The following is a 20,147-nucleotide window of genomic DNA, read 5'->3' as shown; positions in this document are numbered from 1 at the left end:
TTTTTAAATTGAGCTGATATCAGTTTTTAGAGTTTTTATCTAAGTTTAAAATAGAGAGACTTTCAGTCTCTCGTGGAACCAAACCTCTGCACTTTCAGTCCAGAGGTTTGGTTTTTGGAGTTTCTTTTACATTTCTTTTTTTATACTTTCATTTCTATTTTTTTATTTAATATGTAGTTATAAGACAAGTTTATTTAAATCAATCAAAATATCACACACTTGTTTGCTATGAATATTATCTAACATATTTAAGTGGGTAGAAGGAATATTGTGTACAATTACCTCTTTAGTAGTATACCTTTGCCATCCATAATCAAATTCTTCATTATCATTTTGAACCAAATTTATTTCCTTTTCATTTTCTCCTTCACTTAATACATACATTGCTCTAAATAAAACAATTGATATATCTAATTTTTCTTCCCGAGGCAAATAATTATAATTTTTATTACAGATATTAACTTCCAAATGCCCTCTTATATCCTCCTCACTTATTTTAAATTTTGAGTTGTTTAATAATTTACTCACCTGCGTAATTTGCTCTTCCTTTGTTTTATCTTCGAGAACTAAATCAGAAGAACTAAAATCTTTTCCTAGTATTGCATATACTAGTTTTTTTAACAAATCTCTATATACTTCTTCTTGATCTATGTTTTCCTCTTTTGGAAAACTAAATTCTAAAGGGGAGCTATCAAAAATTAATAATTCTTCAACATCAAAACCGTCATTTAATAATTGTGATGCCATTTCATAAGCAACAATTCCTCCAAAAGAATATCCCCCTAGTCTATAAGGTCCACTTGGATTTAATTTTTGCATTTCTATAATAAATGTGGAAGCCATCTCTTCAATAGATTTTGAAATTGGTGATTTTCCATCCAAACCAGGGGATTGAAATGCATAAACTGGTTGATCTTCTCCTAATAGCTTCACTAATTGTATATAAGAGTTTATTGTTCCACTTCCGGGAGGAGCTAAAAAGATCTCTTTTTTATTTCCTGCTTCCTGTAATGGTATCATAATATCATTTTTATAAGAAAGCAATGAATTCATATTCTCAACAAAATTATATATAGTTGGATATTTAAATATATCAATAATGTTTATGTTAGTATTGAGCAATTTATTAATAGTAGCAACTAATTTTACGACCAGTAAACTATGACCACCCAATTCAAAGAAGTTATCATAAACTCCTACTTTTTCTACTCCCAACAAATTCTGCCAAATTTGAGCTAGTTTGCCTTCAGTCTCTGTACGCGGAGCAATATACTCTTTTGTAGACAAATCTGAACTATCAGGATCCGGCAAAGCTTTCTTATCCAGCTTTCCGTTTGACGTCAACGGCAACTCTGCCAACTCAACCCAAATCATAGGAACCATATACTCAGGCAAACTTAATTTCAACTGTTCCTGTAAAGCAGCCCTGTTCAGCTTGCCTTCAACAACAACATAACCAATCAAACGTTTGTTATAATTTGAATCCTCTTTGGCCAATACACAACAATGAATGATTCCTGCTATCGATGACAATACATTCTCGATTTCACCAAGCTCTATTCGATAACCACGAATCTTAACCTGATCGTCCTTCCTACCGATAAATTCAAGATTACCATCAGGCAACCAACGTGCTAAATCTCCAGTCTTATAAATTCTATCCCCTTCAATAAAAGGATTCGAGATAAACTTCTCCCAGGTTAATTCTTCTTTGTTCAGATAACCACGAGCAACACCTGCCCCTCCTATACATAGCTCCCCAATTACACCAATTGGCAAAAGATGGTGAGCTTCATCCATGATATAAACCATAGTATTATCTATTGGTTTTCCAATAGGAATTTTAGTTAGTGGAGTACTAGCTACTTTATAAGTCGTTGCAACTACTGTACTCTCTGTTGGTCCATAATTATTATAAATATCAATATTAACCTGTTTATTTAAACGTAACACATCTCCTCCTGTTAAAACAACAAGATTTGGTAAAGAAATTTCTTGTTCTATAATACTTTCACATAATGAAGTTGGTATGTAACTATGGCTAATAGAATTCTCAAGCACAAACTTGGAGAATTGATCCAAATCATATCGTATTTTATCTGAAATAGGATATAGACTGGCTCCTGAAACTAAATATGGGCAAATTTCCCAAATACTTGCATCAAAACCAATTCCTGAAAACAAAGAACTTCTACTTTTTGCAGTAACAGCATACATTCTTTTGTGCCATAAACATAAATGAATTAAATTTTTATGTTCAATCATCACTCCTTTAGGTTGCCCTGTACTTCCCGAAGTATAAATAACATAAGCCAGATCATCTGACTTTATAACAATACGCGGTAAAGCAACTGCATAATCGGAAATAGTATCTTTGAATAAACTCAGATATAAATCATCTATAATTATACTACAACCACTGTCTTTCTTTATATATTCTTTTCTTTCCTCAGGGTAATTAAGATCTATAGGAACATACACAGATCCTGTTTTTAATATAGCTAAAAATGATATTATTAACCAATCACTGCGTTCTAAAACAACCCCAATTAAACACTGCGAATTAATTGAGATAGCAGTTAATAAATAATTTGCAAGCTGATTTGACTTCTCATCTAACTCCTTATAAATTAATGCTTCTCCTTCATAAACAATAGCTATAGCATCAGGGGTCTTCTTCACTTGCTCTTCAAACAAATCAACTACAGTCTTATCTTTTGGATAAGCAACTGTCGTATCATTAAATGAATACAATAACTGATGCTCTTCATTTACTGTTAACATCGGAAGAATGCTTATTGGTCTGGTGATATCACTCACAATGCCAATCAATAATTCTTTGTAATGCAACATCATACGATCAATAGTAGCCCTATCAAACAAGTCTGTGCAATACACGATATCTAATCCAATTCCATTATTACCTTCAGAGACATTCAATATCAAATCAAACTGAGATGTAACATGCTCAAATTCATAACCTGAGAGTAAAATTCCTTCTAAACCTGTTTCTACTTCCTCTGACTCTTTCGGTGTATTCTGCAATACAAACATCACCTGAAACAATGGACTCATGCTCATATCACGGGTAGTAACCACACGGTCTACTACCTTTTCAAATGGAGCCAATTGATGATCATAACTACCAAGTGTAGTTTCTTTTACTCTTTTTAAAAGTTCCCTAAAGTCTGGATTACCACTCAGATCACTGCGAAGTACCAGTGTATTGACAAAAAAGCCTATCATGCCCTCTAACTCTGATTGGGTACGATTCGCAATAGGCGTTCCAACACAAATATCATCCTGACCACTATAACGTGACAATAATACCTTAAAGGCTGACAACATCAACATAAATAATGTAACACCTTCTGCCTGACACAAGACATTTAAAGAATCACTAAGATTCTTATCAAGGGTTAAAGAAACATTCGATCCTGCTGTGCTTTGAATCGATGGACGAGCATAATCTGTTGGCAATGATAAAGTACCTACTCCCTCTAACTTCTCTTCCCAATACGATAACTGAGAGTCCAAAACAGCTCCTTCCAAATATTTTCGCTGCCAGATCGCATAATCTGAATATTGCAAAGAAAGCTCAGGCAAAACAGCCGCTCTTCCCGATTGAAGCGCGCTGTAAAGCTCCATAAACTCATTTACCAAGATACCCTCTGACCAGCCATCACTGGCAATATGATGCAGCACACAAGCCAATATATATTTTTGATCTCCTAAATCATACAAACAAGCTCGTAACTTATAATCTGCTGACAAATCAAAAGGAATTCTTAGATAATCCTGAAGGATATTTTCAAATAATGATACATCTCTTATTTCAACCTGATCAAGGATCCACTCCTTTTCACTTATGACTTCCTGATACCCTATACCATCTTCTGATAACAGAATAGTACGCAAAACCTCATGACGTGATACAATACTTTGAAGCGTTTGTTCTAATATCGATGCATCTAACGCTCCTTCAAGTCGAAGTACAATAGGAATATGATAAGCAACACTGCCTTCTAACTGATCCAAAAACCAAAGTCGCTCCTGACTGAAAGACAAAGGAATTCGTCCTGAGCGGTCTTCTACGACAACAGCAGGTAGTAATACTCCTTTTGATTGAGATGATACATGCGAACTTAACGTTGCGATCGTCGTATATTCAAAGACTTCCCTGATAGATACCTCTATGGATAATCCCTTTCGGATCATCGATACCAATCGGGTAGCCAGTAAACTATGACCTCCCAATTCAAAAAAGTTATCATGAACTCCAACCTTCTCTATTCCCAACAAGTTCTCCCAGATTTGAGCCAATTGGTATTCTGTCTCTGTCCGTGGAGCCACATATTCTTTTGTAGACAAATCTGAACTATCAGGATCCGGTAAAGCTTTCCTATCCACCTTTCCGTTTGACGTTAACGGCAGCTCTGCCAACTCAACCCAGATCATAGGAATCATATACTCCGGTAAACTTAATTTCAACTGTTCCTGCAAAGCGGCCCTGTCCAGCTTACCTTCAACAACAACATAACCAACCAAACGTTTGGTATCATTTGAATCCGCTTTAGCCAATACACAGCACTGGCTGATTCCACGTACCGATGACAATACATTCTCGATTTCACCAAGCTCTATTCGATAACCACGGATTTTAACCTGATTATCCTTTCTGCCAATAAACTCCAGATTACCATCAGGGAGCCAACGTGCTAAATCTCCAGTCTTATAAATTCTATCGCCTTCTGCAAAAGGACTTGATATAAACTTCTCTCGGGTTAACTCTTCCTGATTCAGATAACCGCGACCTACACCTACCCCACTAACCCATAACTCGCCAGTAACTCCCAGTGAACATAAATTATCAAATGAATCTACAACATACAATTTCATATTCGAAACTGGTTTACCTATAGGCACAACACCTCCCAAAGGTACCTCATGCATAACATGAAGACTAACATCATCTGATGCCTCAGCTGGTCCATAAGCATTTACTACTGCAACAGAAGGAAACATCGAAAACCAGGATTCTAACAATGAAATCGTAGCAGTTTCACCTGTAACCAGAAAATAACGCAGATCCTCCAAGCCTTTCCTGGATCCTGTCTCTAATAAACTCAATATATAAGAAGGAACTAACTGAAGATGGGTAACTCCATAAGAACATAAGGCATTCTGAAAATCATCAGTATTCAGTATCATCGACTCGCTATAGATTGCAATACGTCCTCCGCATAATAAACCGCTCAACAATTGCCATACGGAAATATCAAAAGTAAAAGGTGCCGTAAAGCCTACAACGCTCGTACTGTCCATATCCAAATCATCTATCATAACCAGAAGATGGTTCAGTAACCCCGAATGCTCAATCATTGCTCCTTTAGGAGATCCTGTACTTCCTGAAGTATAAATAACGTAACTTAAAGAATCAGGTAAATAAGTTAATCCTAATGATTCTGATGAACAATTAGAATACACAGCTGAAGTACCATCCAATACGATCATCATAATATCCGATAAGATATCTCCCAATGCACCTGAATTCACTCTGTCCGTAAGCATCAAAGAACATCCTGTATCCTGAGCAATATAGCAAATACGAGATGCAGGATAATCCGGTTTAATCGGTACATAAGCACCGCCTGATTTTAAAATACCCAAGATACCTATAAGCATATCCACACTACGCTCCAAACAAATACCTACCAAAGTATCACGCTCAACGCCCTGATCTTTTAAATAATGACCCAATTGATTCGACTTTTCATCTAATTCCTTATAAGTTAACTCTGTTCCCTTATAAACTACTGCGATAGCAGCAGGGGTCTTCTTAACTTGCTCTTCGAACAAATCAACAACAGTCTGGTCCAAAGGATAAGCAACTCTCGTATCATTGAATAAATGCAATAACTGGTACTCCTCCTCTTTTGTCAACATCCCAAGATCACTTATAGGCTGCCTAATGTCTCTTACAATACTAAGAAGTAATTCTTTATAATGAAGAAGCATACGATCAATGCTAGATCTCTCAAACAAAGCCGTACAATAACCGATTCCTATCGAAATATCCAAATCAGATTCGGATATACTAAACATCAAATCAAATTGGCATGTAGCATCTGTATACTGATAACCTGAGATTTCAAGGTCTTGTAGTCTTGGCTTTTCTACTTTGGAACTTTCGACCTCATTGTGAAAATCAAACATCACCTGAAACAATGGACTCATGCTCATATCACGGGTAGTAACCACACGGTCTACTACTTTCTCAAATGGAGCCAATTGATGATCATAACTACCAAGGGTAGTTTCTTTTACTCTTTTTAAAAGTTCTCTGAAGTCTGGATTACCACTCAGATCACTGCGAAGTGCCAGTGTATTGACAAAAAAGCCTATCATGCCCTCTAACTCTGATTGGGTACGATTCGCAATAGGCGTTCCAACACAAATATCATCCTGACCACTATAACGCGACAATAATACCTTAAAGGCTGACAACATCAACATAAATAGTGTAACACCTTCTGCCTGACACAAGGCATTTAAAGAATCACTAAGATTCTTATCAAGGGTTAAAGAAACATTCGATCCTGCTGTGCTTTGAATCGATGGACGAGCATAATCTGTTGGCAATGATAAAGTACCTACTCCCTCTAACTTCTCTTCCCAATACGATAACTGAGAGTCCAAAACAGCTCCTTCCAAATATTTTCGCTGCCAGATCGCATAATCTGAATATTGCAAAGAAAGCTCAGGCAAAACAGCCGCTCTTCCCGATTGAAGCGCGCTGTAAAACTCCATGAACTCATTTACCAAGATACCACCTGACCAGCCATCACTGGCAATATGATGCAGCACACAAGCCAATATATATTTTTGATCTCCTAAATCATACAAACATGCTCGTAACTTATAATCTGCTGACAAATCAAAAGGAGCCATCAGATAATCCTGAAGGATATTTTCAAATAATGATCTATCACTTATTACAACCTGATCAAGGATCCACTCCTTTTCACTTATGACTTCCTGATACCCTATACCATCTTCTGATAATAGAATAGTACGCAAAACCTCGTGACGAGATACAATACTTTGAAGCGTTTGCTCTAATATCAATGTATCTAATGCTCCTTCCAGATGAAGAACAGTAGGAATGTGATATTCACTACTACTTCCCTGCAACTGATCCAAAAACCACAATCGTTCCTGGCTGAAAGATAATGGCGTACGATCTTCTTTTTCCTGAACAACAATAGCCGGCAGTAATACTCCCTTTGATTGAACCGATACATGTGAACTTAACATTGCGATCGTCGTATATTCAAAGACATCTGCAATTTCAACCTCTATAGACAATTCCTTTCGGATCATCGATACCAATCGGGTAGCCAGTAGACTATGACCTCCCAACTCAAAAAAGTTATCATGAACTCCAACCTTCTCTACTCCCAACAAATTCTCCCAAATTTGAACCAATTGGTGTTCTGTATCTGTGACTGGAGCAACATATTCTTTTACATATAATTCTAAACCATCAGGATCCGGCAAAGCTTTCTTATCCAGCTTTCCGTTTGACGTTAACGGCAGCTCTGCCAACTCAACCCAAATCATAGGAACCATATACTCCGGTAAACTTAATTTCAACTGTTCCTGCAAAGCAGCCCTGTCCAGCTTATCTTCAACAACAACATAACCAATCAGACGTTTACTGTTAACTGTATCTTCCTTAGCCAATACACAACAATGAATGATTCCTGCTATCGATGACAATACATTCTCGATTTCTCCAAGCTCTATTCGATAACCACGAATCTTAACCTGATCATCTTTCCTGCCAATAAATTCTATAGTACCATCAGAAAGCCAACGAGCCAAATCTCCCGTCTTATAAATTATATCCCCCTCTTTAAATGGATTCTCTATAAACTTCTCTCGGGTTAATTCTTCCTGATTCAAATAACCTCGACCTAATCCTGATCCTCCAACACATAATTCTCCAACTACTCCAATGGGTAAAAGCTCCAATTTTGAATCTAAGATATAGGCCTGACTATTTTTAATAGGTTTACCAATAGGAAGGTTCTTATAAGTAACTTCATCAATACTGTAAGTCGTAGAAAAAGTAGTGTTTTCTGTAGGTCCATAACCATTGACAATATGTAGCTCTGGATAATGTTCTTTTAATTTATTGGTATAAGCAAACAAAACCACGTCTCCTCCTACTAATAAATCAGTCAAATTTTCAAAAACACATATATCATCTTCAACTATTTGATGAAACCAGGAAGCCGTCATCCACATAGTGGTAACGCTATGTTTTATAATAAGGTCTCTCAGACTAACGATGTTTAATAATGAGCTAGTATCTGCTAATATTAATTGCCCTCCATTTAATAAAGTACCAAAAAATTCTAAGGTCGTAGCATCAAAAGAAATAGATCCTGTGGACAACCAGACTGTATCTGAATTTAATGAAATATAATCACAGCTTTTACACAAACTAACAATATTATTATGCGTGATCATCACTCCTTTTGGATTACCTGTAGTTCCTGAAGTGTACATAATATAAGCAACGGAAACCGGATTTATTGTGTAGGATAATTTAGACGTTTCTAAAGCTAATGATTCTGCTATATCTAAGAAAAAAATAAATTCTGAAACAGATAAATTTGACAATAAGGATTCCTCCTTGTAAAGAAGGAAATTCACACTCGAATCCTCTAAAATATAGGATAATCTTTTTGAAGGTAATGAAGGATCTAAAGGAACATAAGTACATCCTGATTTCAGAACCCCCAAGATACTAATGATCATATCGAAACTTCTGTTAAACAAGATTCCTATTCGCGAATCTTCAACCATACCTACAGATTCGAAATAATGAACCAATTGATTCGAACGATCATCGAGTTCCTTATACGTCATAACCTGATCTTCATAAACCAATGCTATAGCTTCCGGTGTGCTTTTAACCTGTTCTTCAAACAAATCAACTATCGTTTTATCCTCAGGATAAATTAATTCAGTATCATTAAAAATATTTAATAACTGCTCCTCCTCCTCTGCACTCAACATCGACAAAGTGCCTACTGGCTGAGTAATATCTCCCAAAATAGAAATCAAAAGCTCTTTGTAATGTAAAAGCATACGATCAATCGTGGACTTATCAAATAAAGCTGTACAATACTCTATAGTCAATATAAGGCCTGAATCTCCTTCAGATGCATTCAATGTTAAATCTGACTTAGAAGTAACAGAGTCAAATTCATAACCTGAAAGTTTAACCCCTTCTAAATCTTTTTCTGATTTCCCTGACTCTTCAGGTGTATTATGCAGTACAAATAAAACTTGAAATAATGGACTCATGCTCATATCACGGGCAGTAATCATTCGATCCACTACCTTTTCAAATGGAGCCAACTGATGGTCATAGCCCCCAAGTGTAGTTTCTTTTACTCTTTCTAAGAGTTCCCTGAAACTTGGATCACCACTCAGATCACTGCGAAGTGCCAAGATGTTTACAAAAAAACCAATCATACCCTCTAACTCTGATTGAGTACGATTCGCAATAGAAGTACCTACACAAATATCATCCTGACCACTATAACGCGACAATAATACCTTAAAGGCTGACAACATCAACATAAATAGTGTAACACCTTCTGCCTGACACAAGGCATTTAAAGAATCACTAAGATTCTTATCAAGGGTTAAAGAAACATTCGATCCTGCTGTGCTTTGAATCGATGGACGAGCATAATCTGTTGGCAATGATAAAGTACCTACTCCCTCTAACTTCTCTTCCCAATACGATAACTGAGAGTCCAAAACAGCTCCTTCCAAATATTTTCGCTGCCAGATCGCATAATCTGAATATTGCAAAGAAAGCTCAGGCAAAACAGCCGCTCTTCCCGATTGAAGCGCGCTGTAAAGCTCCATAAACTCATTTACCAAGATACCCTCTGACCAGCCATCACTGGCAATGTGGTGAAACACGCAGGCCAATATATATTTTTGATCTCCTAAATCATACAAACATGCTCGTAACTTATAATCTGCTGACAAATCAAAAGGAATTCTTAGATAATCCTGAAGGATATTTTCAAATAATGATACATCTCTTATTTCAACCTGATCAAGGATCCACTCCTTTTCACTTATGACTTCCTGATACCCTATACCATCTTCTGATAACAGAATAGTACGCAAAACCTCATGACGTGATACAATACTTTGAAGCGTTTGTTCTAATATCGATGCATCTAACGCTCCTTCAAGTCGAAGTACAATAGGAATATGATAAGCAACACTGCCTTCTAACTGATCCAAAAACCAAAGTCGCTCCTGACTGAAAGACAAAGGAATTCGTCCTGAGCGGTCTTCTACGACAACAGCAGGTAGTAATACTCCTTTTGATTGAGATGATACATGCGAACTTAACGTTGCGATCGTCGCGTATTCAAAGACTTCCCTGATAGATACCTCTATGGATAATCCCTTTCGGATCATCGATACCAATCGGGTAGCCAGTAAACTATGACCTCCCAATTCAAAAAAGTTATCATGAACTCCAACCTTCTCTACTCCCAACAAATTCTCCCAAATTTGAGCCAATTGGTGTTCTGTCTCTGTCCGTGGAGCCACATATTCTTTTGTAGACAAATCTGAACTATCAGGATCCGGTAAAGCTTTCCTATCCACCTTTCCGTTTGACGTTAACGGCAGCTCTGCCAACTCAACCCAGATCATAGGAATCATATACTCCGGTAAACTTAATTTCAACTGTTCCTGCAAAGCGGCCCTGTCCAGCTTACCTTCAACAACAACATAACCAACCAAACGTTTGGTATCATTTGAATCCGCTTTAGCCAATACACAGCACTGGCTGATTCCACGTACCGATGACAATACATTCTCGATTTCACCAAGCTCTATTCGATAACCACGGATTTTAACCTGATTATCCTTTCTGCCAATAAACTCCAGATTACCATCAGGGAGCCAACGTGCTAAATCTCCAGTCTTATAAATTCTATCGCCTTCTGCAAAAGGACTTGATATAAACTTCTCTCGGGTTAACTCTTCCTGATTCAGATAACCGCGACCTACACCTACCCCACTAACCCATAACTCGCCAGTAACTCCCAGTGAACATAAATTATCAAATGAATCTACAACATACAATTTCATATTCGAAACTGGTTTACCTATAGGCACAACACCTCCCAAAGGTACCTCATGCATAACATGAAGACTAACATCATCTGATGCCTCAGCTGGTCCATAAGCATTTACTACTGCAACAGAAGGAAACATCGAAAACCAGGATTCTAACAATGAAATCGTAGCAGTTTCACCTGTAACCAGAAAATAACGCAGATCCTCCAAGCCTTTCCTGGATCCTGTCTCTAATAAACTCAATATATAAGAAGGAACTAACTGAAGATGGGTAACTCCATAAGAACATAAGGCATTCTGAAAATCATCAGTATTCAGTATCATCGACTCGCTATAGATTGCAATACGTCCTCCGCATAATAAACCGCTCAACAATTGCCATACGGAAATATCAAAAGTAAAAGGTGCCGTAAAGCCTACAACGCTCGTACTGTCCATATCCAAATCATCTATCATAACCAGAAGATGGTTCAGTAACCCCGAATGCTCAATCATTGCTCCTTTAGGAGATCCTGTACTTCCTGAAGTATAAATAACGTAACTTAAAGAATCAGGTAAATAAGTTAATCCTAATGATTCTGATGAACAATTAGAATACACAGCTGAAGTACCATCCAATACGATCATCATAATATCCGATAAGATATCTCCCAATGCACCTGAATTCACTCTGTCCGTAAGCATCAAAGAACATCCTGTATCCTGAGCAATATAGCAAATACGAGATGCAGGATAATCCGGTTTAATCGGTACATAAGCACCGCCTGATTTTAAAATACCCAAGATACCTATAAGCATATCCACACTACGCTCCAAACAAATACCTACCAAAGTATCACGCTCAACGCCCTGATCTTTTAAATAATGACCCAATTGATTCGACTTTTCATCTAATTCCTTATAAGTTAACTCTGTTCCCTTATAAACTACTGCGATAGCAGCAGGGGTCTTCTTAACTTGCTCTTCGAACAAATCAACAACAGTCTGGTCCAAAGGATAAGCAACTCTCGTATCATTGAATAAATGCAATAACTGGTACTCCTCCTCTTTTGTCAACATCCCAAGATCACTTATAGGCTGCCTAATGTCTCTTACAATACTAAGAAGTAATTCTTTATAATGAAGAAGCATACGATCAATGCTAGATCTCTCAAACAAAGCCGTACAATAACCGATTCCTATCGAAATATCCAAATCAGATTCGGATATACTAAACATCAAATCAAATTGGCATGTAGCATCTGTATACTGATAACCTGAGATTTCAAGGTCTTGTAGTCTTGGCTTTTCTACTTTGGAACTTTCGACCTCATTGTGAAAATCAAACATCACCTGAAACAATGGACTCATGCTCATATCACGGGTAGTAACCACACGGTCTACTACTTTCTCAAATGGAGCCAATTGATGATCATAACTACCAAGGGTAGTTTCTTTTACTCTTTTTAAAAGTTCTCTGAAGTCTGGATTACCACTCAGATCACTGCGAAGTGCCAGTGTATTGACAAAAAAGCCTATCATGCCCTCTAACTCTGATTGGGTACGATTCGCAATAGGCGTTCCAACACAAATATCATCCTGACCACTATAACGCGACAATAATACCTTAAAGGCTGACAACATCAACATAAATAGTGTAACACCTTCTGCCTGACACAAGGCATTTAAAGAATCACTAAGATTCTTATCAAGGGTTAAAGAAACATTCGATCCTGCTGTGCTTTGAATCGATGGACGAGCATAATCTGTTGGCAATGATAAAGTACCTACTCCCTCTAACTTCTCTTCCCAATACGATAACTGAGAGTCCAAAACAGCTCCTTCCAAATATTTTCGCTGCCAGATCGCATAATCTGAATATTGCAAAGAAAGCTCAGGCAAAACAGCCGCTCTTCCCGATTGAAGCGCGCTGTAAAGCTCCATGAACTCATTTACCAAGATACCACCTGACAATCCATCACTGGCAATATGATGCAGCACACAAGCCAATATATATTTTTGATCTCCTAAATCATACAAACATGCTCGTAACTTATAATCTGCTGACAAATCAAAAGGAGCCATCAGATAATCCTGAAGGATATTTTCAAATAATGATCTATCACTTATTACAACCTGATCAAGGATCCACTCCTTTTCACTTATGACTTCCTGATACCCTATACCATCTTCTGATAATAGAATAGTACGCAAAACCTCGTGACGAGATACAATACTTTGAAGCGTTTGTTCTAATATCGATGTATCTAATACTCCTTCCAGATGAAGAACAGTAGGAATGTGATAAGCAACACTGCCTTCTAACTGATCCAAAAACCAAAGTCGCTCCTGACTGAAAGACAAAGGAATTCGTCCTGAGCGGTCTTCTACGACAACAGCAGGTAGTAATACTCCTTTTGATTGAGATGATACATGCGAACTTAACGTTGCGATCGTCGTATATTCAAAGACTTCCCTGATAGATATTTCTATGGAAAGCTCTTTACGGATCATCGATACCAATCGGGTAGCCAGTAGACTATGACCTCCCAACTCAAAAAAGTTATCATGAACTCCAATCTTCTCTACTCCCAACAAATTCTCCCAGATTTGAACCAATTGGTGTTCTGTATCTGTGACTGGAGCCACATATTCTTTTGTAGACAAATCTGAACTACCAGGATCCGGTAAAGCTTTCTTATCCAGTTTTCCGTTTGACGTTAACGGCAGCTCTGCCAACTCAACCCAGATCATAGGAACCATATACTCCGGTAGACTTAATTTCAACTGTTCCTGCAAAGCAGCCCTGTCCAGCTTATCTTCAACAACAACATAACCAATCAGACGTTTGGTATCATTTGAATCCTCTTTAGCCAATACACAACAATGAATGATTCCTACTATCGATGACAATACATTCTCGATTTCACCAAGCTCTATTCGATAACCACGGATTTTAACCTGATTATCTTTTCTGCCGATAAACTCCAGATTACCATCAGGGAGCCAACGTGCTAAATCTCCAGTCTTATAAATTCTATCGCCCTCTTTAAATGGATTCTCTATAAATTTCTCTCGGGTTAACTCTTCCTGATTCAAATAACCACGAGCAACCCCTGCTCCACTTATACATAGCTCACCAACTACACCAATAGGTAAAAGTTGCCCCCTTTGGTCTATAATATAAACACTAGTATTATCTATAGGTTTGCCAATAGAAACAATATTCTTTATATCTCCCTGAAAAATTGTCGCACAAATACTAGCTTCGGTAGGACCATAGGCATTGATGTAATTATAATCCTGAGAAAATCTCTTTGCTAATGCCAAAGGTATTGACTCACCTGCAGTAACTAAAGTTTTTATCCCCTTTAAATCTTCAACGGATAATAATTGTAAAAATGCAGGAGGTAAGGTTGCAAAAGTAATTGTATGATTTACTATAAAGTTTCTAAAAAATTCTATATTAGATTTTTCTTCTTCTTTTATAATGCATAATCGAGAACCACTAAAAAGCGAAATACATATCTCCCAAATTGAAGCGTCAAATGAAGGACTAGCAAATTGAAGGGAACTATCAATATTTGTGATACTAAAAGCAGAAATTTGAGATAAGATTGTATTGATTATACTTTTATGTTCAATCATCACTCCTTTAGGTTGCCCTGTACTTCCCGAAGTATAAATAACATAAGCCAGATCATCTGAATTTATAACAATACGCGGTAAAGCAACTGCATAATCGGAAATAGTATCTTTGAATAAACTCAGATATAAATCATCTATAATTATACTACAACCACTGTCTTTCTTTATATATTCTTTTCTTTCCTCAGGGTAATTAAGATCTATAGGAACATACACAGATCCTGTTTTTAATATAGCTAAAAATGATATTATTAACCAATCACTGCGTTCCAAAACAACCCCAATTAAACACTGCGAATTAATTGAGATAGTAGTTAATAAATAATTTGCAAGCTGATTTGACTTCTCATCTAATTCTTTATAACTTAACTCTGCTCCCTCATAAACTACTGCTATAGCAGCAGGAGTCTTCTTCACCTGTTCTTCAAACAAATCAACTACAGTCTTATCTTTTGGATAAGCAACTGTCGTATCATTAAATGAATACAATAACTGGTGGGACTCCTTTTCCTGCAAAATTAAGCCCACACTTACATGGCTATCAAGCTTATCAGTAAAACAATTTAAGATACTATCCAGATATGTATGAAAACGTTCTAAAGATAGTTCTGACTTGAAGTTCTTATGCAAAGCATATTGAAACTCAACTCCCATTCCTCCAGTTAAATTTACTGTCAAATTTAAACTCGAGCTAGTTCGCTCAAAAGAAGTCGTTTTTAATCCCTTGTTACTTTCTACATCATCATTGGAGACTGGAATATTTGTCGAAGTATCTTCCAAAATGATATCATTATAAACATGGAAATCAATATAGTTGAATAAGACATCAAAAAAGGAATCATCTCTATCTATCCCGATAAGACGTTTAATCTCAAAAAAAGTCAAATGACCATAGAGATTTATTTCATTCATCTTTTTTTCGATGCTTTCAAAATACGACAACCAGCTTTTTTCCGACTCAAAAACATATCGTACTGGTAAAGTATTTAAAAAACACCCCAAAACTTTGTCTCCATCTTTAATGGAGGGACGATTATTTGCCACCAGTCCAACTGTAAGCTCTTTTTCATAGGTAAACATCTGCAAAGCATAAATATAAGCTCCGAACAAGACGCTTTTGAGTGTTAAATTATAATCTCTACATTGTTTCTTTAGAGCATTCAAAAAAGAAAGATCATATTGTTTTGTATAATACTCTGTTATTTCTGTTTCCTCCGAAAAAATATCCAAATACTTATATCCTGACAACTCTTCTTTCCAGAAAGAAACCGCATCAACGTCTTGTTTAGCGATCAATTCCTTGATGATAAAATCACGTTGGCTGCAAGCCAGTAAAGTAGTTAAAAAAGAATCGTTCCCTTTTTTTAATTCAAAGTAAGTCTTGTAAAGTTCGGTAATAAATGAGGCAACACTCCAGCCATCCATAATAGAATGATGAAACTGGTAAACAAATACCTTATGACTATTATCTATATTAAAAATACTAAAACGATATAAGGAGCCTTCCTGAATATCAAAAGGAATAGCTCGCTCTGATATCAAAAATTCTTCAATTTTCCTTTCCTGATTCTCTTTATCAAATAGACTTAAATCTATTTGTTTTATATCAAAGTAAACTCTCTTAGATACAATCTGAATGGGTTGATCATAATCTGAAAAATTAAAACTTGTACGAAATATTGAATGTTTCTCAATTAATAATGAAATCGCTTTATTAAACTTAGCAAGATCGAAAGAGACATCCTGAAAAGGAAACAACATCTGATCATGAAAAACTCCTAAACTTGGATCCACCAAGGATTCCATAATCATCCCTTGCTGAACATCAGTCATAGGATAAATATCTTCTACCAAATCTGAATTCGCGATAGAATTCATGACTGATAATCGCAACGATATTATTTCAGACTCAACTGTTTTGTAAAGTTGTTCTATCTTATTATCATATTGATCACTATTTAATACTAAAACTGAAAACCGCTCTATATTGCTATATCTAAAAAGATCTCGTAATTGAATTCGTTGATTGAAAGTTTCATTTATTTTTGAGATCAATCTAATAGAAATAATAGAATCACCTCCCAGCTCAAAGAAATTATCATAAATACCTACTTTCTCTACTCCAAGCAAATTCTGCCAAATCTCTGTCAGTTGCTTTTCAGTATCAGTGCGCGGACCAACATATTCTTTTGTAGACAAATCTGAACTATCAGGATCTGGTAAAGCTTTTCTGTCCAGCTTTCCATTTGAGGTTAACGGTATCTCTTCCAATTCAACCCAAATCATAGGGACCATATACTCAGGCAAACTTAATTTTAACTGCTGCTGCAAATCACCCTTATCCAGCTTGCCCTCCGAAACCACATAGCCAACAAGACGTTTATTACCGCCTGCATCTGCTTTGGCCAATACGCAACACTGGTTGATTCCGGGTATTGATGATAGTACATTCTCAATCTCTCCCAATTCTATTCGGTAACCACGAATTTTAACCTGGTTATCTTTCCTGCCAATATACTCTATATTTCCATCAGCAAGCCAACGCCCTAAATCCCCTGATCGGTATAATCGGTCTGTTGCTACAAAAGGATTTTCTATAAACTTTTCTCTGGTTAATTCTTCCCTGTTTAGATAACCTCTGGCTACTCCAGCTCCCCCTACACATAGTTCTCCGATAACTCCCACCGGTACCAAATTTAAATTGTCATCTAAAATATAACAGCCTAAAGTAGGAATAGCGGAACCTATCATACTAACAGGATTTAACATATCTTCTGCATTAAGCTCTTTATAAGTAACATGCACCGTGGTCTCCGTTATTCCATACATGTTAATCATTTTACAATCAACATAAGACGCTTTCCAGTCTTTTAAATAAATAGGATTCAAGGCTTCTCCTCCAAATATTACATAACGAAGCGAATGATTAAAACCTCCCGTGAGAAATTCCTGTTGAAGTGCATAAAACGATCCGGGGGTTTGATTTAAAACCGTTACCCCTTCACTTATCAATAATTCCTTAAACGAAATAGCATCTTTTGTTACTGCTTTTGGTACAACTACCAATCGACCTCCGTGAAGCAGGGCACCATACATCTCCCATACCGAGAAATCAAAACAAAATGAATGAAACAATGTCCACACATCATTAGTCCCAAAATCAAATAAATAGGATTCATTCTTAAACAAACGAACAACATTACTATGGCTTATCAAGACACCTTTAGGATTACCCGTACTTCCTGAGGTATAAATTACATAAGCCAGATGACTTGGTGATAATGCAACGTTTAGTGCTGTTGTAGGATTAACAGAGATCTTCGCCCAATCTTTATCCAATAACAAAACAGCAATATCCTTATAATCTGCCAGAATCTTATGGCTATCTTCCCTGCTTAATACCAGTTTAATACCGGCATCAACAAGCATATAACCAATACGATCCGACGGGTAATCAGGATCAACAGGCACATAAGCACCCCCTGATTTTAAAATACCCAAGATACCTATAAGCATCTCCAGACTACGCTCCAGACAAATACCTACCAAAGTATCCGGTTCAACACCCTGTTCTCTTAGATAATGCCCCAGTTGATTCGACTTCTCGTTTAACTCCCTATAACTTAATGTTTCTCCTTCATAAACCACAGCTATAGCATCAGGAGTCTTCTTCACCTGTTCTTCGAACAAATCAACTATAGTTTTATCTTTTGGATAAGCAACTGTTGTATCATTGAATAAATGCAATAGTTGGTATTCTTCCTCTTTTGTCAACATCGACAAACTGCCTACTGGCTGATCGATATCAATTACAATACTAAGTAGTAATTCTTTATAGTGCAAAAGCATACGATCAATGGTAGCCTTATCAAATAAAGCAGTACAATACACTATACCTACTATAATACCGTCATTATTTTCAGAAACAGTCAACGTTAGGTCAACTTTCGAATTAAAAGTATCAAACTCATAACCTGAAAGTGTAACTCCTTCCAAACCTTTTCCTGTTTTACCCGAATTTTCTAACGCATTCTGCAGTACGAACATCACCTGAAACAATGGACTCATGCTCATATCACGGGTAGTAACCACACGGTCTACTACTTTCTCAAATGGAGCCAATTGATGATCATAACTACCAAGGGTAGTTTCTTTTACTCTTTTTAAAAGTTCTCTGAAGTCTGGATTACCACTCAGATCACTGCGAAGTGCCAGTGTATTGACAAAAAAGCCTATCATGCCCTCTAACTCTGATTGGGTACGATTCGCAATAGGCGTTCCAACACAAATATCATCCTGACCACTATAACGCGACAATAATACCTTAAAGGCTGACAACATCAACATAAATAGTGTAACACCTTCTGCCTGACACAAGGCATTTAAAGAATCACTAAGATTCTTATCAAGGGTTAAAGAAACATTCGATCCTGCTGTGCTTTGAATCGATGGACGAGCATAATCTGTTGGCAATGATAAAGTACCTACTCCCTCTAACTTCTCTTCCCAATACGATAACTGAGAGTCCAAAACAGCTCCTTCCAAATATTTTCGCTGCCAGATCGCATAATCTGAATATTGCAAAGAAAGCTCAGGTAAAACAGCCGCTCTTCCCGATTGAAGCGCGCTGTAAAGCTCCATAAACTCATTTACCAAGATACCCTCTGACCAGCCATCACTAGCAATATGATGCAGCACACAGGCCAATATATATTTTTGATCTCCTAAATCATACAAACAAGCTCGTAACTTATAATCTGCTGACAGATCAAAAGGTAATTTTATAAACTTCGAAATAATTTTTCCCAAATTAGAATCATCATTTAATAATTCCTGTCCTAAAACCCAATTTTCAGCTGAAATTAATTCTTGATATCCCACTCCATTTTCAGAACGAATATTGGTGCGTAACACTTCATGTCTATCAATCATTTTATTAAAAGAAGTCTGTAAAGAGGCAAAACATACTTCTCCACTTAATTTCAAAATAACAGGCATATGGTACTCTACACTTCCTTGTAATTGGTCCAAAAACCACAAACGCTCCTGTCCAAATGACAATGGAATTTCTATAATAGAATTTCGATCATAACTGGTAACCTTTGGTAAAATATTTATTTGTTTTTTAACTTGACGTTTCTCAATATATTTAATTATTAGTTCCTTATTTTCTTTTATTTTTTGCAATAAATTAGAATCTATAGGATTAACGGACTTTATTGTCAAAGAATCCTCATCAATACCAATTTTAACTTTTTTATTATGAGCTTCTTTTAGAATATTTAAAATTTCTACGTTCATGGTTAAAAATTATATTTTAATAGTTT

At 36.5% G+C, this 20,147-nt stretch carries 1 protein-coding gene; it reads right to left on the bottom strand.

What is annotated here, in order from left to right:
• Positions 1 to 177: 177 nt before the first annotated feature.
• Positions 178 to 20,121: a non-ribosomal peptide synthase/polyketide synthase gene (locus AC3IS6_RS10700; protein WP_489164863.1), complete on the bottom strand. Its 19,944-nt coding sequence runs from the start codon at positions 20,119 to 20,121 to the stop codon at positions 178 to 180.
• Positions 20,122 to 20,147: the final 26 nt, after the last annotated feature.

The organism is Flavobacterium sp. KH_035 (assembly GCF_057839565.1).
This window is presented reverse-complemented; position numbering and strand designations above follow the sequence as displayed.

What these genes read in the sequence shown, in the direction of transcription:
- AC3IS6_RS10700 (WP_489164863.1), bottom strand. Translation starts at nt 20,121, where the DNA reads ATGAACGTAGAAATTTTAAATATTCTAAAAGAAGCTCATAATAAAAAA.